Consider the following 16,623-nt stretch of genomic DNA (forward strand, 5'->3'; position numbering starts at 1 on the left):
CCTGACACTGGTCGTGTACTGAATTTTCCGTGTGTCGTCAGGATTTTTTTAAAAAACACACGTGTTAAGTCTCTTCGGGTGGACGCAAAAAACCTGACCGCGAGCAGAGCCGCAACTGCGCGCGGCTGTTCTGTTTGCGGGAACGAATGATAGGAAGAAGAATGCCTACTATTAATCAGCTGATTAGAAATCCCCGCAAGGCACCGATTTCGCGGAATAAAGTGCCCGCCATGGAGGCGTGCCCGCAGAAACGTGGTGTCTGCACACGAGTTTATACGACGACGCCGAAGAAGCCGAACTCCGCGCTTCGTAAAGTTGCCCGTGTCCGCCTGACCAATGGTTTTGAGGTGTCAAGCTACATCCCCGGCGAAGGGCATAATCTGCAGGAGCACTCTGTGGTTCTGATCCGTGGCGGTCGTGTGAAGGACTTGCCGGGCGTTCGCTATCACATCATTCGCGGTGTGCTGGATACGCAGGGTATTGCAAGCCGTCGTCAGCGTCGCTCCAAATATGGCGCCAAGAAGCCGAAATAAGGAATGAATTGAATGTCACGTCGTCACGCAGCTGAAAAACGCGAAATTCTCCCTGACGCAAAGTATGGGGATGTTGTTCTGACCAAGTTCATGAACTCCCTCATGTATGACGGAAAGAAGTCGACTGCCGAAGGTATTATCTACAAGGCCTTCGAGATCATCGAAAAGAAGACGGGCAACAATCCCGTTGAAGTTTTCCATGAAGCGCTCGACAAGATTAAGCCCGATATCGAAGTCCGCTCCCGCCGTGTCGGTGGTGCGACCTACCAGGTGCCGGTCGAGGTGCGCAGCGAGCGCGGCCAGGCCCTGGCGATCCGCTGGCTGATCGCCAGCGCGCGCAAGCGCTCCGAGGTCACCATGGTTGACCGCCTGTCCGGCGAGATTCTCGATGCGTCCAACGAGCGGGGTGGCGCAGTGAAGAAGCGTGAGGACACGCACAAGATGGCGGAGGCGAACCGCGCGTTTGCCCATTACCGCTGGTAATTGAATTTAACGACGCAAGCTAAAGCTTTTAGGATTTCCGACATGGCACGCAAAACCCCTATCGACCGATACCGCAACATTGGGATTATGGCCCATATTGATGCCGGTAAGACGACAACCACGGAACGCATTCTGTTCTACACCGGGGTGTCTCACAAGGTAGGCGAGACGCATGACGGCTCGGCGACCATGGACTGGATGGAGCAGGAGCAGGAGCGTGGGATCACCATCACCTCTGCCGCGACCACCTGCTTCTGGCACGATCACCGCATCAACGTCATCGATACGCCCGGTCACGTGGACTTCACCATCGAGGTGGAGCGTTCGCTCCGCGTTCTCGACGGCGCGATCGCCGTGTTTGACGGCGTTGCCGGTGTTGAGCCGCAGTCGGAAACCGTCTGGCGCCAGGCCGACAAGTACCGCGTGCCGCGGATGTGCTTCGTCAACAAGATGGACCGCACAGGCGCGAACTTCCTGCGCTGCGTCGACATGTTCAAAACCCGCCTTGGCGCGACCCCGCTGGTCATCCAGCTGCCGATCGGCTCCGAATCCGATTTCGAGGGCGTTATCGACCTCATCCGGATGAAGGAAGTGGTCTGGCTCGGCGATGAAGCCGGCGCGCAGTTCGAATATCGCGACATTCGCCCCGAGCTTGCCGATCAGGCCGCGGAATACCGTGAGAAGATGATCGACACGGCAATCGAGGTCGATGAGGCGGTTCTCGAAGCCTATCTCGAAGGCGAAGAGCCGGACGAGGCGACGCTGCGCCGCTGCATTCGCAAGGGCACCATCGAGGCGATCTTCGTGCCGGTTCTGACCGGAACGGCGTTCAAGAACAAGGGTGTTCAGCCGCTGCTCGACGCGGTTGTCGATTTCATGCCCTCGCCGGTCGATATCGGCGGCACGCACGGCATCGATGTGAAGACCGAGAAGGACATCGAGCGCATGCCGTCCGATGACGAGCCGTTCGCCGGCCTCGCCTTCAAGGTGATGAGCGATCCGTTCGTCGGCTCGCTGACCTTCGTGCGCGTCTATTCGGGCGTTCTGGAAGCCGGCACGTCGACGCTGAACTCCGTAAAGGGCACCCGCGAGCGCGTTGGCCGCATGCTTCAGATGCATGCCAACAGCCGGGAAGATGTGAAGGAAGCCCGCGCCGGCGATATCGTCGCCATTGCTGGCCTGAAAGACACCACGACCGGTGACACGCTGTGCGATGCGGTGAAGCCGGTTATTCTGGAGCGGATGGAATTCCCCGAGCCGGTGATCGAGATTGCCGTCGAGCCGAAGACCAAGTCGGACCAGGAAAAGATGGGCATCGCCCTCAACCGCCTTGCCAAGGAGGATCCGTCCTTCCGCGTGTCGTCCGACGTCGAGAGCGGCCAGACGATCATCAAGGGCATGGGCGAATTGCATCTCGACATCATTGTCGATCGCATGCGCCGGGAATTCGGGGTGGAAGCAAACGTCGGTGCACCGCAGGTGGCGTATCGCGAAAGCCTCACCCAGCGGGCCGAACTCGACTACACCCACAAGAAGCAGTCGGGTGGTTCGGGTCAGTTCGCGCGGATCAAGATTGTTGTCGAGCCGAGCGAGGCCGGTGCAGGTTTTGTCTTTGGTGATACCATCACGGGCGGGTCGGTTCCGAAGGAATACATCCCGGGCGTTGAGAAGGGTGTCCGCGAAATCGTCGAGACGGGCGTGCTCGCCGGCTTCCCGATGATCGACGTGAAAGTGACGCTGATCGACGGTGCCTATCATGACGTCGACAGCTCGGTCATGGCCTTCGAAATCGCCGGTCGTGCGGCGATGCGCGAGGCGGCCCGCAAGGCCGGCCTGCGTCTGCTTGAGCCGATGATGAAGGTCGAGATCGTGACGCCGGATGAGTATATCGGCGACGTCATGGGCGACCTCAACAGCCGCCGCGGTCAGGTGACCGGAACGGAACAGCGCGGCATTGCGCAGGTCGTCAATGCCATGGTGCCGCTCGCCAACATGTTTGGCTATGTGAACACGCTGCGTTCCCAGACCCAGGGGCGGGCAACCTTTACCATGGTCTTCGACCATTATGAACCTGTGCCACAACACGTTTCAGACGAAGTTCTGGCGAAGTTGGCGTAACGAAACGAGCTGAGGCAGCCGGGAAATTGGAGAATTAAAATGGCCAAAGAGAAATTTGATCGCAGTAAACCGCATGTAAACATTGGCACCATTGGTCACGTTGACCATGGGAAGACGACGACGACGGCGGCGATTACGAAGGTGCTTTCGGAAGCGAGCGGCGGCAAGTCGTTTGCGTTTGACGAGATTGACAAGGCGCCGGAAGAGAAGGCGCGCGGCATCACGATTTCGACGTCGCATGTTGAATATGAGACGGCCAACCGTCACTATGCGCATGTCGACTGCCCGGGTCACGCGGACTATGTGAAGAACATGATCACGGGTGCGGCGCAGATGGACGGGGCGATCCTGGTTGTGTCGGCGAACGACGGCCCGATGCCGCAGACGCGCGAGCATATCCTGCTGGCGCGCCAGGTTGGCGTTCCGGCGCTGGTGGTGTTCCTGAACAAGGTTGACCTTGTTGACGATCCGGAGCTGCTGGAGCTGGTCGAGATGGAAATCCGCGAGCTGCTGTCTGAATATGAATTCCCGGGCGACGACATTCCGATTGTTGCCGGCTCGGCGCTGGCGGCGCTTGAAGGCCGTGACGACGAGATTGGCAAGGACGCGATCCTGAAGCTGATGGCGGCGGTTGACGAAGCCATTCCGCAGCCGGAGCGGGCGATTGACAAGCCGTTCCTGATGCCGATCGAAGACGTGTTCTCGATCTCGGGCCGCGGCACGGTTGTAACGGGCCGTATCGAGAGCGGCGTGGTCAAGGTTGGCGAGGAAGTCGAGATTGTCGGCATCCGCCCGACGACGAAGACGACCTGCACGGGCGTTGAAATGTTCCGCAAGCTGCTCGATCAGGGCCAGGCCGGTGACAACGTCGGCGTGCTGCTGCGCGGCACGAAGCGCGAGGATGTTGAGCGCGGCCAGGTTCTGGCGCGTCCGGGCTCGATCACCCCGCACACGAAGTTCAAGGCTGAAGCCTACATCCTGACGAAGGAAGAAGGCGGCCGTCATACGCCGTTCTTCACGAACTACCGTCCGCAGTTCTACTTCCGCACGACGGACGTGACGGGCGTTGTCTCGCTTCCCGAAGGGACGGAGATGGTGATGCCGGGCGATAACGTGACGATGGATGTCGAGCTGATCGCGCCGATCGCCATGGACGAAGGCCTGCGTTTCGCGATCCGCGAAGGCGGCCGCACCGTCGGCGCCGGCGTCGTCGCCAGCGTAACTGCTTAACTTGCGGGCAGCCCTCCGGGGCTGCCATGTTTCTCTTCTGGAGTGACCAGAGTAATGGAAAACCAAAATATCCGCATCCGCCTGAAAGCGTATGACCATCGCGTTCTCGATGCTTCGACAGGTGAAATTGTAAACACGGCGAAACGCACGGGCGCAAAAGTTCGCGGGCCCATTCCGCTGCCGACGCACATCGACAAATATACGGTCCTGCGCGGTCCGCATATTGACAAGAAGTCGCGTGAGCAGTTCGAAATCCGGACCCACAAGCGTCTCCTGGATATCGTTGAGCCGACGCCGCAGACGGTGGACGCGCTCATGAAACTGGACCTCGCCGCAGGCGTCGATGTGTCCATCAAGCTGTTGGGGTGATCTAAATGCGTAGTGGATTGATCGCAAAAAAGCTGGGCATGACCCGGATTTTCGCGGAAGACGGCACACATGTTCCGGTGACCGTTCTTGCCGTTGACAAATGTCAGGTCGTCGCGCATCGCACGGCGGACAGCCATGGCTATAATGCCGTCCAACTCGGTGCGGGCACGGCCAAAGTCAAGAATGTGACGCGGGCACTGCGCGGCCATTTCGCCAAGGCGGAAGTCGAGCCGAAGATGAAGGTGGCCGAGTTCCGCGTGTCGGAAGACGCGTTTGTCGATGTCGGTGCGGAGCTGACGGCGGATCACTTCGTCGCGGATCAGTATGTCGATGTTGTCGGCACGAGCATCGGTAAAGGCTTTGCCGGCGCGATGAAGCGGCACAACTTCGGCGGTATGCGCGCCTCGCACGGTGTCTCCGTGTCGCATCGCGCGCATGGTTCCACCGGCCAGTGTCAGGATCCGGGCAAGGTTTTCAAAGGCAAGAAGATGGCCGGTCACATGGGCGCCGCCCGCGTGACCACGCAGAATCTGAAAGTGGTCTCGACCGACAAGGATCGCGGACTGGTTCTCCTCAAAGGCGCCGTTCCGGGGGCCAAGGGATCCTGGGTCTATATCGCCGACGCGATCAAGAAGGCGCGCCCCGAGAATGCTCCGTTCCCGGCAGCATTCATCGCCAAGGGCGGGGAAGCCGCAGCGGCGGATGCGCCTGTCGAAGAGTCCTCCGTTGCCGACGGCGCGGCGGAAGAGTAAAGGACGGCTGAAATGAAGGTAAATGTAATCAACCTCGATAATAAGAAGGCCGGCGATATCGAACTTGCCGAAGAGGTCTTCGGTGTGCCTGTGCGGGCCGACATCCTGCAGCGCATGGTGCGTTACCAGCTGGCGGCACGCCGGGCCGGTACCCATAAGACGAAGGATATCTCCGAAGTCTCCGGGACGGGTCAGAAGCCGTTCAAGCAGAAAGGCACCGGCCGCGCCCGTCAGGGTCAGAAACGCGCGCCGCAGCATCGCACCGGCGGTGTGGCGCATGGCCCGGTTGTTCGCAGCCACGCCCACGATCTGCCGAAGAAGGTGCGCAAGCTCGCGCTGAAGACGGCGCTTTCCGCCAAGCATGCGGAAGGCAAGCTTGTCATCATCGATGAGCTGAAGGCCGGCGACATCAAGACCCGCGCGATTGCTGAAAAATTCAAGGCTCTCGGCTGGGAATCGGCGCTGATCGTTGATGGCGACGAGATGGAAAAGAATTTTGCGCTGTCCGCGCGCAACCTGCCGCGGATCGACCTGTTGACCTCGAACGGGGCGAATGTCTATGACATCCTGCGCCGCGATGTTCTCGTGCTGTCGAAAAGCGCTGTTGAAAACCTGGAGGCTCGACTGAAATGAACCAGGAAAATCTTTACGATATCCTGCTCGCCCCAGTGGTGACGGAAAAGTCCACCATGGGGTCCGAGTTCAATCAGGTGACGTTCCGCGTCGCCCTGAACGCGACCAAGCCGCAGATCAGGGAAGCTGTAGAAAAGCTCTTTGATGTCAAGGTAACGAATGTCAACACCAACCGCACCAACGGGAAGGTGAAGCGTTTTCGTGGCCGCATCGGCAAACGCTCTGACTATAAGAAAGCAGTGGTGACCCTTGCTGAAGGGCAGTCCATTGATGTGACGGCGGGGATTTAAGCTATGGCGTTGAAGAATTATAAACCGACGACACCGGCGCAGCGGGGCCTGATCCTTGTTGATCGCTCCGAGCTGCACAAGGGAAAGCCGATCAAGGCTTTGACCGAAGGCCTGTCCGGCAACGGCGGTCGCAACAACTATGGCCGGATCACGGCGCGTCGCCGCGGCGGCGGACACAAGCGGACCTACCGTCTTGTCGATTTCAAGCGGAACAAGTTTGACGTTTCCGCGACGGTTGAGCGGCTTGAGTATGACCCGAACCGGTCGGCGTTCATCGCGCTGATCCGCTATGAGGACGGCGAGCTTGCCTACATCCTGGCGCCGCAGCGTATCGCTGCGGGCGACAAGGTGATTGCGGGCCGCAACGTCGACATCAAGCCCGGCAATGCGATGCCGTTGAAGAATATGCCGGTCGGCACGATCGTGCATAACGTCGAGATGAAGCCCGGCAAGGGCGGCCAGCTCGCGCGCGCCGCAGGCACCTATGTCCAGCTGATCGGCAAGGACTCCGGCTATGCCCAGCTTCGTCTGGCCTCCGGTGAACAGCGCATCGTTCCGGGCGAATGCCTCGCGACGGTCGGCGCGGTTTCCAACCCGGACCAGAAGAATATCAAGCTCGCCAAGGCAGGCCGGACCCGCTGGCTCGGCAAGCGCCCGTCGGTTCGCGGTGTCGCCATGAACCCGGTCGATCATCCGCATGGTGGCGGTGAGGGCCGGACCTCCGGTGGCCGTCATCCGGTAACCCCGTGGGGTATCCCGACGAAGGGCAAGCGGACGCGGTCGAACAAGGCAACCGATAAAATGATCATGCGGCGCCGTCCGCAAAAGCGGAAGAAGTAGGAGCGCATTATGGCACGTTCTGTATGGAAAGGCCCGTTTGTTGACGGCTATCTGCTGAAGAAGGCAGAAGCCGCACGGGCTGATAGCAGAAAACAAATCATCAAGACCTGGTCCCGCCGGTCAACCATCCTCCCGCAGTTTGTCGGGCTCACCTTTGGCGTCTATAACGGCCAGAAGTTTGTTCCGGTGCTGGTGGACGAGGACATGGTCGGCCACAAGTTCGGGGAATTTTCTCCGACACGGACGTATTATGGCCATGCGGCCGATAAAAAGGCTCGGAGAAAGTAACATGGGGAAACCGTCTCTTAAGCGGCAACTGAAAGATACGGAGGCGTGCGCCATCGGCAATCGCCTGCGCGTCAGCCCGCAGAAAATCAATCTGGTCGCCGGCCTTATCCGTGGCAAATCGGCGGAAGCAGCGCTGACAGAACTCACCTTCTCCAAGCGCGGCATTGCGCCGGAAGTAAAGAAGGTCCTTCAGTCGGCAATCGCCAACGCGGAAAACAACCATCAGCTCGACGTTGACCGGCTCTATGTGGCGGAAGCCTATGTCGGCAACTCGCTGGTGATGAAGCGGATGCGCCCGCGCGGTCGTGGTCGGTCAAGCCCGATTCTGAAGCCTTTCAGCAACATCACGATCGTCGTCCGTGAGCGCGAGGAGCAGGAATAATGGGTCAAAAAGTAAATCCGATTGGCCTTCGGGTCGGCATCAACCGGACGTGGGATTCGCGCTGGTACGCCAAGGATGACTATGCGAAGCTGCTGCACGAAGACGTGCGCATTCGCGCCTATCTCGAGAAGCAGCTCGAGCAGGCGGGCATCAGCAAGATTATTATCGAGCGGCCGGCGAAGAAGGCGCGGGTGACCATTCACTCGGCGCGTCCGGGCGTGATCATCGGCAAGAAGGGCGCGGATATCGAAAAGCTGCGCTCGGCGATCGCCAAGATGACCGATTCCGAGGTGCACCTCAACATCGTCGAAGTCCGCAAGCCGGAAATTGATGCGAAGCTGGTGGCTGAGAACGTCGCCCAGCAGCTGGCCCGTCGCGTGTCTTATCGCCGGGCAATGAAGCGGGCGGTTCAGTCGGCGCTGCGGCTCGGGGCCGAAGGCATCCGGATCAATTGCGCTGGCCGTCTTGGCGGCGCCGAGATTGCACGCACCGAATGGTACCGCGAAGGCCGCGTGCCGCTGCATACGCTGCGCGCCAATATCGACTACGGTACGGCGTCGGCGCTCACGACCTACGGCATTATCGGTATCAAGGTCTGGGTCTATAAAGGCGAGATCCTGGAGCATGATCCGATGGCGCAGGACAAGCTGATGGAAAAACAACAGGCGGGTGGCCGCCCCGCGGGCCGTCCCGGCGGTCGTCGGAACTAAGTAAAGGGGTGATGTCATGCTTCAACCGAAGCGCACAAAATTTCGCAAAGCGCATAAAGGGCGCTTGAAGGGAACAGCAACTTCGGGTACAACGCTGAACTTCGGCGCTTTCGGCCTAAAGGCTGTAGAGCCCGGGCGTCTGACCGCGCGGCAGATCGAGGCGACTCGGCGTGCGGTAACCCGCCATATTAAGCGTGCTGGACGCGTGTGGATTCGCATATTCCCGGACGTTCCCGTCTCCAAAAAGCCCACCGAGGTTCGGATGGGTAAAGGTAAGGGATCGCCGGAATATTGGATGGTTCGCGTGCAGCCGGGCAAGATTATGTTCGAACTTGACGGTGTTCCGGTCGAAGTCGCGCGCGAGGCATTTGAGCGCGGCGCGGCGAAGCTTCCGATCAAGACCCGTTTCGTGACCCGTCTCGGGGAAGGGGATTGACCATGAAAGCACAGGATTTACTGGGCAAAACGAAAGACGAGCTGAGCGCAGAGCTGCTTCAGCTCAAGAAAGAGCAGTTCAATCTGCGCTTTCAGAAAGCCAGTGGCCAGTTGGAAAATACGGCGCGCCAACGCCAGGTGCGGCGGGATATCGCCCGCATCAAAACGGTGATGTCAGCTAAAGCTGCATCTTAGGAGAGAGAACGATGCCAAAGCGTATCCTGCAAGGAACCGTGGTCAGCGACAAGAACGATCAGACTGTCGTTGTCAAAGTCGAGCGTCAAGTGATGCACCGGCTGTATAAAAAGTACATTAGCAAGTCCAAGAAGTATCATGCCCATGATGCTGAAAACAAATTTTCGGTCGGGGACACGGTCCGTATCCAGGAATGTGCGCCGCGGTCTAAGTTGAAGCGCTGGGAAGTTCTTTAAGCGTTGCTGGAAATACTGGTTTTGATACCAAATAAAGGTAAACGACTATGATTCAAATGCAAACCAACCTGGATGTCGCCGACAATTCCGGCGCAAGACGGGTGCAGTGCATTAAGGTTTTGGGCGGTTCGAAGCGGAAAACCGCATCTGTCGGAGACGTGATTGTCGTTTCCGTGAAGGAAGCCATTCCGCGCGGCCGTGTCAAAAAGGGTGACGTTCAGAGAGCTGTCATCGTGCGCACCAAGAAGGAAATCCGCCGCCCGGACGGGACGGCTATTCGCTTCGATTCGAATGCCGCCGTGCTGATCAACAAGCAGGGCGAGCCGGTGGGAACGCGTATTTTCGGCCCCGTCACCCGTGAGCTTCGGAGCAAGAATTACATGAAGATCATTTCGCTGGCGCCGGAGGTTCTCTAATGGCTGAAAAGTTTGCAGTGAAAAAAGGCGACAAGGTCGTCGTTCTGGCGGGCAAGGACAAGGGCCGCAAGGGCGAGGTGCTGAGCGTTATTCGCAAGGATCGCCGCGTGGTCGTTTCCGGCGTCAATATCATCAAGCGCCATACCAAGCAGAGCCAGACCGAGCAGGGCGGAATCGTGGAAAAAGAAGCCGCCATTCATATTTCGAACGTTGCATTGCAGGATCCGAAGGACGGCAAGGCGACGCGGGTTGGCTACAAGATACTGGATGACGGCCGGAAAGTTCGCTTTGCCAAGCGCTCCGGTGAAGTCATTGATATTTAAGGGGCAGTTCGATGACGACGCCAAGACTTAAGACATTATATAACGAGACGCTGCGTCAGCAGATGCAGGACAAGTTCGCCTACAAGAACGTGATGGAGATCCCTAAGCTGGAGAAGATCGTCATCAACGTCGGCTGTGGTGAAGCGGTCGCCGATTCGAAGAAGATCAAATCGGTTGAAAGTGAAGTTGCGAAGATTTCCGGTCAGAAGCCGGTTGTCACGGTCGCCAAGAAATCCGTCGCCAGCTTCAAGCTGCGCGAAGGCATGCCGATCGGCGTAAAGGTGACGCTGCGCAAGAACCAGATGTATGAGTTCCTGGATCGCCTGATCAACATCGCGTTGCCCCGCGTTCGGGACTTCCGCGGTGTTTCCGCCAAAAGCTTTGACGGGCGTGGCAACTATGCCATGGGCCTGAAAGAGCAAATCGTCTTTCCGGAAATCCATTACGATGATGTAACGGACGTACGGGGAATGGATATCGTGATCTGCACAACGGCAAAGACCGACGAGGAAGCGCGCGAGCTTCTGAAGGGGTTCAGCATGCCGTTCAAGATCAATTGATCCAAGGAGTTATTTGAGAATGGCTAAGAAAAGTGCTGTTGAAAAGAACCAGAAGCGGAGCCGGATGGTCGCACAATATGCGGCCAAGCGAGCTGAGCTGAAGGCAATCAGCAAGAATGAGGAACTGCCGCAGGAAGAACGCTTTGCCGCGCGCCTGAAGCTGGCTGCGTTGCCGCGCAATTCCTCGAAAACGCGTCTGCGTAACCGCTGCGAACTGACCGGTCGGCCGCGTGGCGTTTATCGTAAACTGAAACTTTCCCGTATCGGCCTGCGCGACATGGCGTCCAATGGCCAGATCCCGGGCATGGTCAAGTCGAGCTGGTAGGGGAGATACAAAGATGTCTATGAGTGATCCCCTCGGCGATATGCTGACCCGCATCCGTAACGGTCAGCGCGCCATGAAGAGCAGCGTAAAGAGCCCGTCTTCCAAGCTGCGACTGAGTGTTCTCGAGGCTTTGAAGCGCGAAGGTTACATTCGCGGCTACGAAGTTACCGAAGAGCAGAAGGGCCGCCCGGAAGTGACCATTGAACTGAAATATTATCAGGGCAAGGGCGTGATCGAGCATGTCAGTCGGGTCTCCAAGCCCGGTCGCCGGATCTACACCGGCGTGAAAGATCTGCCGACGGTCCGCAACGGTCTCGGCGTTGCCATCCTGTCAACTCCGGCCGGCGTCCTGTCGGACACGGAAGCACGCGAAGCCCATGTTGGCGGCGAAGTGCTCTGCAAACTGTACTAAGGAGGAGTTATGTCTCGTATTGGAAAACATCCGGTGACGATCCCCTCTGGTGTCGATGTACAGCTTGCGGGCAACGATATCACCGTGAAGGGCAGCAAGGGCGTGCTCAGCATGAAATTTGTTGACGACGTTATCGTCGACCGCAAGGACGACCAGATCTGGGTGAAGCCGCGGAACAAGAGCAACCGCAGCCGCCAGATGTGGGGCCTGCAGCGGACGCTTCTGAACAACCTCGTCGAAGGCGTCTCGAACGGCTTTACGCGGAAGCTCGAAGTCCTCGGCGTCGGGTATCGTGCGGCGGTGCAGGGACGCGTGCTGAAACTCAGCCTCGGCTTCAGCCACGACATTGATCTTCCGATCCCGGAAGGCGTCAATATCGTAACGCCGTCTCCGACCGTGATCGAGATCTCGGGCGCGGACAAGCAGCAGGTTGGCCAGGTTGCGGCCGTCATCCGCTCTTATCGCAAGCCGGAGCCCTACAAGGGCAAGGGCGTCAAATATTCGGATGAAGTCGTCTTCCGTAAAGAAGGCAAGAAGAAGTAGGAGCCGAGAATGGTTAATTCTAAAGAATTGTTCGAACGCCGTCGGCGCAGGAACCGGACCCAGCTTCGCAAGGTGTCTTCGGGCCGTGTGCGGCTTTCGGTTCATCGCACGCTCAAGCAGATTTATGCCCAGATCATTGATGACGCGCAGGGCAAGACCCTCGCATCCGCATCGAGCCTGGAGAAAGATCTGCGCGAGAAGCTGAAAAGCGGCGCCAACAAGGATGCAGCTGCCGAGATTGGCAAGCTGATCGCCGAGCGGGCCCTCAAGGCCGGCGTCAAGGAAGTCGCGTTTGATCGCGGCGGGTATAAATATCATGGCCGGGTCAAGGCCCTTGCCGACGCTGCCCGTGAGGGCGGCCTGTCCTTCTAGGGGAATTGTCGATGTTGAGACCTGAACAAGCAGAAAAAGGCGATTCCGAGTTCGTCGATAAGCTGGTGTACATCAACCGTGTGGCCAAGGTGGTGAAGGGCGGACGCCGGTTCGCTTTCGCGGCACTCGTCGTTGCCGGTGACCAGAAGGGCCGTGTCGGCTACGGTCACGGCAAGGCGCGCGAGGTTCCCGAAGCCATCCGCAAGGCGACGGAAGCGGCAAAGCGCAACATGGTGCGTGTCCCGCTCCGCGAAGGCCGCACGCTGCATCACGACGTGGATGGCCGCTTCGGTGCGGGCCGCGTGGTTCTCCGCTCGGCGCCGGCCGGTACCGGTATCATCGCCGGCGGTCCGATGCGCGCTGTGTTCGAGACCCTCGGGGTCCAGGACGTGGTGACGAAGTCGATCGGAACCTCCAACCCCTATAACATGATCAAGGCGACGTTCGAGGCCTTGAAGGCTGTCAGCTCTCCCCGTATGGTAGCGGCCAAACGCGGTAAGAAGGTTTCCGACGTGCTCGGACGCCGCGGCAGCGAGGCAGGAAAGGAATAGGTCGATGGCGAAAGCAACGATCAAGGTAACCCAGACGGCCAGCCCGATTGGCCGCCCGAAGGATCAGCGGGCGACGCTCGTCGGTCTTGGACTGAACAAGATGCATCGCACTGTCGAACTTGAGGATACGCCGGCCATTCGCGGCATGCTCCGCAAGGTCCACCATCTGGTACAGGTTGAGGAAGCCAAATAAGGCTCAGCCCGTCTGATTTAAGGAATATTGAAATGCGTTTGAATCAACTTGCCGATAATGCAGGCGCAACCAAAAACCGGATGCGCGTCGGTCGCGGTATCGGTTCCGGCAAGGGTAAAACCTCCGGGGCGGGCCAGAAGGGCCAGAAATCACGGACCGGCGTCGCCATCAAGGGATTTGAAGGCGGCCAGATGTCCATCTATCGGCGCCTGCCGAAGCGGGGCTTCACGAATATTTTCCGCAAAGACTACGCGGTTGCCAACCTCGGCCGTATCCAGGCGGCGATCGATGCCGGAAAGCTCGATGCCTCCGCGACGATCACCGCCGAGGCCCTGAAGGCCGCCGGTGTCGTCGGGAAGATCGGCGAAGGCGTGCGTCTTCTCGCCAAGGGTGAGCTCAAGACGAAGGCGACTTTCGAAGTGGCCGGTGCGTCGAAATCGGCGATCGAGGCTGTTGAGAAGGCGGGTGGCAAGGTGACTGTCCTTGCCGCTGCTTCGGCGAAGAGCGAATAATCAGGTCTTCGGAGCGGCGAAAAGCCGGACCTTCGGGAGAGTTTTAGATGGCGTCAGCAGCAGAGCAAATGGCTTCGAGCCTGAGTTTCGGTGCGTTTTCAAAAGCGACGGAACTCAAGAAGCGTCTTTGGTTCACGCTCTTTGCCCTGATCGTATACCGGATCGGGACCTACATCCCGATTCCAGGCGTTGATCCGAAAATTCTGGCGGATGTCTTTCAACAGAATGCCGGGGGTATCCTCGGCATGTTTGATGTTTTCGCCGGGGGCGCGCTTGGTCGTATGACCATTTTCGCCCTCAACATCATGCCCTATATCTCGGCGTCTATCATCATGCAGCTGATGACATCGATTTCACCGTCGATGGCGCAGCTGAAGAAGGAAGGCGAGGCGGGGCGCAAGAAGATTAACCAGTACACCCGCTACGGCACGGTGCTGCTGGCGGCTTTGCAGGGCTACGGCATCGCGGCCGGGATCGAGGGGCTGACGCTCTCCAACGGGCAGTCGGCGGTCATCGATCCGGGCATGCAGTTCCGTATTATCACCGTGATCACGCTGGTCGCCGGCACGGTATTCCTGATGTGGCTCGGCGAGCAGATCACGGCGCGCGGCGTCGGCAACGGGATCTCGCTGATCATCTTCGCCGGTATCGTGGCCGAGCTGCCGAGTGCTCTCGTCGGAACGCTGGAACTTGGACGGACGGGCGCGCTGTCGACCTTCGTCATCCTGATGCTGCTGGTGATGGCGGTTGCGGTGATTGCGTTCATCGTCTTTATGGAGCGGGCGCAGCGGCGGATCCTGGTGCAGTATCCAAAGCGCCAGCGCGGCAACAAGACGTTCGGCGGACAGAGCTCGCATCTGCCGCTGAAGCTGAATACGTCGGGTGTTATCCCGCCGATCTTCGCCTCGTCGCTGCTGCTGATGCCGACGACGGTGGCGAGCTTCTCGTCGGGCACGGGGCCGGACTGGCTGACCAGCCTGACGGCGATGCTGGGGCACGGGCAGCCGATCTATCTGCTGCTCTATATCGTGGGTATTGTGTTCTTCTGCTTCTTTTACACGGCAGTTGTTTTCAATCCCGACGATACGGCGGATAACCTGAAGAAGAATGGCGGCTTTGTGCCGGGAATTCGTCCGGGTAAACGGACGGCGGAATATCTGGACTATGTCCTGACGCGGTTGACGGTTGTGGGGGCGGCGTATCTGTCTCTGGTCTGTATCCTGCCGGAGATCCTGGTTTCCCAGTGGGCGGTGCCTTTCTACTTCGGCGGAACGTCGCTGCTGATCGTGGTATCGGTGACCATGGATACGGTCGCGCAGATTCAGAGCCATCTGGTCGCTCATCAGTATGAGGGGCTGATCAAGAAATCCAGACTTGGGGGACGGCGGAAATGATTTTGATCCTACTTGGACCTCCCGGCGCGGGCAAAGGAACGCAGGCGCAGCGCCTTGAGGACAAGCACGGCCTGATCCAGCTTTCGACCGGCGACATGCTGCGTGCGGCGGTTGCGGCGGGAACGGAAGTTGGCCGGCAGGCGAAGGCGGTGATGGATCGGGGCGAACTCGTCTCCGACGATATCATTACCGGGATTATCTCGGACCGGCTGGACCAGCCCGATTGCAAATCCGGGGTGATCCTGGATGGCTTTCCGCGCACCGAAGCGCAGGCCGAGGCGCTCGACCGGATGCTCGCCGACAAGGGGATGAAACTTGACGCCGTCATCGAGATGAAAACCGATGACAAGGTGCTGGTGGAGCGGATCACGGGGCGCTATACCTGTGCGAAGTGCGGCGCCGGATATCATGACAAATTCCTGAAGCCGAAGGTGGATGGCGTTTGCGACAAATGCGGCGGAACCGAGTTTACCCGGCGCAGCGACGATAATGCCGAGACGGTTAAATCCCGGCTTAACGCCTACCATGCCCAGACGGCGCCCCTGCTGCCCTATTACCGCGGCAAGGGGATCCTGAAACAGGTTGACGGCATGGCACCGATTGACGAGGTAACGGCGCAAATTGAAGCCGTACTCAAGACAATCTAACTGTTGACTAGGTAAAACAAGATTATATAATCGCGCGCTTCTCAAAGGCGCATGAGAGACACGGGTCAGGACGACCCGATTTGGTGATGAGGAGAGACTAGGGTGGCTCGTATTGCTGGTGTAAATATCCCGACAAACAAGCGGGTGTTGATTGCACTGACCTATATTCACGGTATTGGCCCGGCTAAAGCCAAGGAAATCTGCGAGGCCATCGGTCTTGCCCCGGACGTGCGTGTGAACGCGCTGAGCGACGCCGAAGTCGTGAAAATCCGCGAGACGATTGATGCCGATCATCTGGTCGAGGGCGATCTGCGCCGCCAGACCTCGATGAATATCAAGCGCCTGATGGATCTCGGCTGCTACCGTGGTCTGCGCCACCGTCGCGGTCTGCCGGTTCGCGGCCAGCGCACCCACACCAACGCCCGCACCCGTAAGGGCCCGGCGAAACCCATTGCTGGAAAGAAGAAGTAAGATGGCACGTGACAAGACCCGTATTCGCCGCCGCGAACGTAAGAACATTATTTCAGGCGTCGCTCATGTCAGCGCCTCTTTTAACAACACGAAGATCATGATCACGGACGCGCAGGGCAACGCCATTGCCTGGTCGTCGGCCGGATCGCAGGGCTTCAAAGGCTCCCGCAAGTCGACCCCCTTCGCTGCCCAGATCGCAGCTGAAGATGCCGGTCGCAAGGCGATGGAGCATGGAATGAAGACGCTGGAAGTGGAGGTCAAGGGCCCGGGTTCAGGACGCGAATCCGCGCTGCGCGCACTGCAGGCCGTCGGGTTCAACATCACTTCCATTCGTGACGTGTCGCCCATTCCACATAATGGCTGCCGTCCTCCGAAACGCCGCCGCGTTTGACGGATATGCCATATGGATA

At 58.9% G+C, this 16,623-nt stretch carries 29 protein-coding genes; all 29 read left to right on the forward strand.

What is annotated here, in order from left to right; translation table 11 throughout:
• Nucleotides 1-161: 161 nt before the first annotated feature.
• The 29 genes from rpsL to rpsK all read left to right on the forward strand — a co-directional run bounded on the left by rpsL (nt 162) and on the right by rpsK (nt 16,604).
• The gene (gene rpsL, locus V7Z56_RS06740) at nt 162-533 is read left to right on the forward strand and encodes a 30S ribosomal protein S12 (protein ID WP_334128598.1); all 372 of its coding nucleotides are present in this window, start codon (nt 162-164) and stop codon (nt 531-533) included.
• Nucleotides 534-545: 12 nt separating this feature from the next.
• A complete protein-coding gene (gene rpsG, locus V7Z56_RS06745) occupies nt 546-1,016 on the forward strand; it encodes a 30S ribosomal protein S7 (RefSeq protein ID WP_334128600.1) in 471 nt (156 codons plus the stop codon).
• Nucleotides 1,017-1,058: 42 nt separating this feature from the next.
• Nucleotides 1,059-3,134, forward strand: a complete 2,076-nt coding sequence (gene fusA, locus V7Z56_RS06750; protein ID WP_334128601.1) for an elongation factor G — start codon at nt 1,059-1,061, stop codon at nt 3,132-3,134.
• A 39-nt stretch (nt 3,135-3,173) separates the two neighbouring features.
• Nucleotides 3,174-4,364: an elongation factor Tu gene (gene tuf, locus V7Z56_RS06755; protein ID WP_287948672.1), complete on the forward strand. Its 1,191-nt coding sequence runs from the start codon at nt 3,174-3,176 to the stop codon at nt 4,362-4,364.
• A gap of 54 nt (nt 4,365-4,418) precedes the next feature.
• The gene (rpsJ, locus tag V7Z56_RS06760; protein WP_287948675.1) at nt 4,419-4,733 is read left to right on the forward strand and encodes a 30S ribosomal protein S10; all 315 of its coding nucleotides are present in this window, start codon (nt 4,419-4,421) and stop codon (nt 4,731-4,733) included.
• A gap of 5 nt (nt 4,734-4,738) precedes the next feature.
• On the forward strand, nt 4,739-5,485 hold the full coding sequence (rplC, locus tag V7Z56_RS06765; RefSeq protein ID WP_443023765.1) for a 50S ribosomal protein L3: 747 nt from the start codon (nt 4,739-4,741) through the stop codon (nt 5,483-5,485).
• A 12-nt stretch (nt 5,486-5,497) separates the two neighbouring features.
• On the forward strand, nt 5,498-6,118 hold the full coding sequence (gene rplD, locus V7Z56_RS06770) for a 50S ribosomal protein L4 (RefSeq protein ID WP_334128611.1): 621 nt from the start codon (nt 5,498-5,500) through the stop codon (nt 6,116-6,118).
• Nucleotides 6,115-6,408: a 50S ribosomal protein L23 gene (locus V7Z56_RS06775; protein WP_334128612.1), complete on the forward strand. Its 294-nt coding sequence runs from the start codon at nt 6,115-6,117 to the stop codon at nt 6,406-6,408. The genes rplD and V7Z56_RS06775 overlap by 4 nt, the downstream gene beginning before the upstream one ends.
• 3 nt (nt 6,409-6,411) lie before the next feature.
• Nucleotides 6,412-7,248 carry a 50S ribosomal protein L2 gene (rplB, locus tag V7Z56_RS06780; RefSeq protein ID WP_334128613.1) on the forward strand — a complete coding sequence of 279 codons (837 nt, stop codon included), beginning with the start codon at nt 6,412-6,414 and terminating at the stop codon, nt 7,246-7,248.
• Nucleotides 7,249-7,257: 9 nt separating this feature from the next.
• A complete protein-coding gene (gene rpsS, locus V7Z56_RS06785) occupies nt 7,258-7,536 on the forward strand; it encodes a 30S ribosomal protein S19 (protein ID WP_334128614.1) in 279 nt (92 codons plus the stop codon).
• Nucleotide 7,537: 1 nt separating this feature from the next.
• The gene (rplV, locus tag V7Z56_RS06790; protein WP_334128615.1) at nt 7,538-7,918 is read left to right on the forward strand and encodes a 50S ribosomal protein L22; all 381 of its coding nucleotides are present in this window, start codon (nt 7,538-7,540) and stop codon (nt 7,916-7,918) included.
• Nucleotides 7,918-8,628 carry a 30S ribosomal protein S3 gene (gene rpsC, locus V7Z56_RS06795; RefSeq protein ID WP_334128616.1) on the forward strand — a complete coding sequence of 237 codons (711 nt, stop codon included), beginning with the start codon at nt 7,918-7,920 and terminating at the stop codon, nt 8,626-8,628. The genes rplV and rpsC overlap by 1 nt, the downstream gene beginning before the upstream one ends.
• Before the next feature lie 16 nt (nt 8,629-8,644).
• Entirely contained in the window at nt 8,645-9,064 is a 420-nt protein-coding gene (gene rplP, locus V7Z56_RS06800; protein ID WP_334128617.1) for a 50S ribosomal protein L16, read from the forward strand.
• A gap of 2 nt (nt 9,065-9,066) precedes the next feature.
• The gene (gene rpmC, locus V7Z56_RS06805; RefSeq protein WP_334128618.1) at nt 9,067-9,258 is read left to right on the forward strand and encodes a 50S ribosomal protein L29; all 192 of its coding nucleotides are present in this window, start codon (nt 9,067-9,069) and stop codon (nt 9,256-9,258) included.
• An 11-nt stretch (nt 9,259-9,269) separates the two neighbouring features.
• The gene (rpsQ, locus tag V7Z56_RS06810; protein ID WP_334128619.1) at nt 9,270-9,494 is read left to right on the forward strand and encodes a 30S ribosomal protein S17; all 225 of its coding nucleotides are present in this window, start codon (nt 9,270-9,272) and stop codon (nt 9,492-9,494) included.
• A gap of 47 nt (nt 9,495-9,541) precedes the next feature.
• The gene (gene rplN, locus V7Z56_RS06815; protein ID WP_334128621.1) at nt 9,542-9,910 is read left to right on the forward strand and encodes a 50S ribosomal protein L14; all 369 of its coding nucleotides are present in this window, start codon (nt 9,542-9,544) and stop codon (nt 9,908-9,910) included.
• Nucleotides 9,910-10,233 carry a 50S ribosomal protein L24 gene (gene rplX / locus V7Z56_RS06820; RefSeq protein ID WP_334128623.1) on the forward strand — a complete coding sequence of 108 codons (324 nt, stop codon included), beginning with the start codon at nt 9,910-9,912 and terminating at the stop codon, nt 10,231-10,233. The genes rplN and rplX overlap by 1 nt, the downstream gene beginning before the upstream one ends.
• An 11-nt stretch (nt 10,234-10,244) precedes the next feature.
• Nucleotides 10,245-10,793 carry a 50S ribosomal protein L5 gene (gene rplE / locus V7Z56_RS06825; RefSeq protein WP_334128624.1) on the forward strand — a complete coding sequence of 183 codons (549 nt, stop codon included), beginning with the start codon at nt 10,245-10,247 and terminating at the stop codon, nt 10,791-10,793.
• 19 nt (nt 10,794-10,812) lie between these two features.
• On the forward strand, nt 10,813-11,118 hold the full coding sequence (gene rpsN, locus V7Z56_RS06830; RefSeq protein ID WP_334128625.1) for a 30S ribosomal protein S14: 306 nt from the start codon (nt 10,813-10,815) through the stop codon (nt 11,116-11,118).
• A gap of 13 nt (nt 11,119-11,131) precedes the next feature.
• On the forward strand, nt 11,132-11,530 hold the full coding sequence (gene rpsH / locus V7Z56_RS06835) for a 30S ribosomal protein S8 (RefSeq protein ID WP_334128626.1): 399 nt from the start codon (nt 11,132-11,134) through the stop codon (nt 11,528-11,530).
• A gap of 9 nt (nt 11,531-11,539) precedes the next feature.
• Nucleotides 11,540-12,073 carry a 50S ribosomal protein L6 gene (rplF, locus tag V7Z56_RS06840; protein ID WP_334128627.1) on the forward strand — a complete coding sequence of 178 codons (534 nt, stop codon included), beginning with the start codon at nt 11,540-11,542 and terminating at the stop codon, nt 12,071-12,073.
• A 9-nt stretch (nt 12,074-12,082) separates the two neighbouring features.
• Entirely contained in the window at nt 12,083-12,445 is a 363-nt protein-coding gene (gene rplR / locus V7Z56_RS06845; protein WP_334128629.1) for a 50S ribosomal protein L18, read from the forward strand.
• Between the two features lie 11 nt (nt 12,446-12,456).
• Nucleotides 12,457-12,996: a 30S ribosomal protein S5 gene (rpsE, locus tag V7Z56_RS06850; RefSeq protein WP_334128630.1), complete on the forward strand. Its 540-nt coding sequence runs from the start codon at nt 12,457-12,459 to the stop codon at nt 12,994-12,996.
• A gap of 4 nt (nt 12,997-13,000) precedes the next feature.
• Nucleotides 13,001-13,189 (forward strand): 50S ribosomal protein L30, encoded by a 189-nt coding sequence (rpmD, locus tag V7Z56_RS06855; protein WP_334128631.1) that lies wholly within the window; start codon nt 13,001-13,003, stop codon nt 13,187-13,189.
• A gap of 32 nt (nt 13,190-13,221) precedes the next feature.
• Nucleotides 13,222-13,701 (forward strand): 50S ribosomal protein L15, encoded by a 480-nt coding sequence (gene rplO / locus V7Z56_RS06860; protein ID WP_334128632.1) that lies wholly within the window; start codon nt 13,222-13,224, stop codon nt 13,699-13,701.
• 47 nt (nt 13,702-13,748) lie between these two features.
• Nucleotides 13,749-15,095, forward strand: coding sequence for a preprotein translocase subunit SecY (secY, locus tag V7Z56_RS06865; protein ID WP_443023766.1), 1,347 nt, complete (start codon nt 13,749-13,751; stop codon nt 15,093-15,095).
• A complete protein-coding gene (locus V7Z56_RS06870) occupies nt 15,092-15,742 on the forward strand; it encodes an adenylate kinase (protein WP_334128633.1) in 651 nt (216 codons plus the stop codon). Before secY ends, V7Z56_RS06870 begins: the two co-directional genes overlap by 4 nt.
• 102 nt (nt 15,743-15,844) lie before the next feature.
• Nucleotides 15,845-16,213 carry a 30S ribosomal protein S13 gene (gene rpsM, locus V7Z56_RS06875; protein ID WP_334128634.1) on the forward strand — a complete coding sequence of 123 codons (369 nt, stop codon included), beginning with the start codon at nt 15,845-15,847 and terminating at the stop codon, nt 16,211-16,213.
• Between the two features lies 1 nt (nt 16,214).
• Nucleotides 16,215-16,604 carry a 30S ribosomal protein S11 gene (gene rpsK / locus V7Z56_RS06880; protein ID WP_334128635.1) on the forward strand — a complete coding sequence of 130 codons (390 nt, stop codon included), beginning with the start codon at nt 16,215-16,217 and terminating at the stop codon, nt 16,602-16,604.
• The last annotated feature ends 19 nt before the right edge of the window (nt 16,605-16,623 follow it).

The sequence above is a fragment of the Sneathiella sp. genome (genome assembly GCF_036844445.1).
Taxonomy (GTDB): domain Bacteria; phylum Pseudomonadota; class Alphaproteobacteria; order Sneathiellales; family Sneathiellaceae; genus Sneathiella.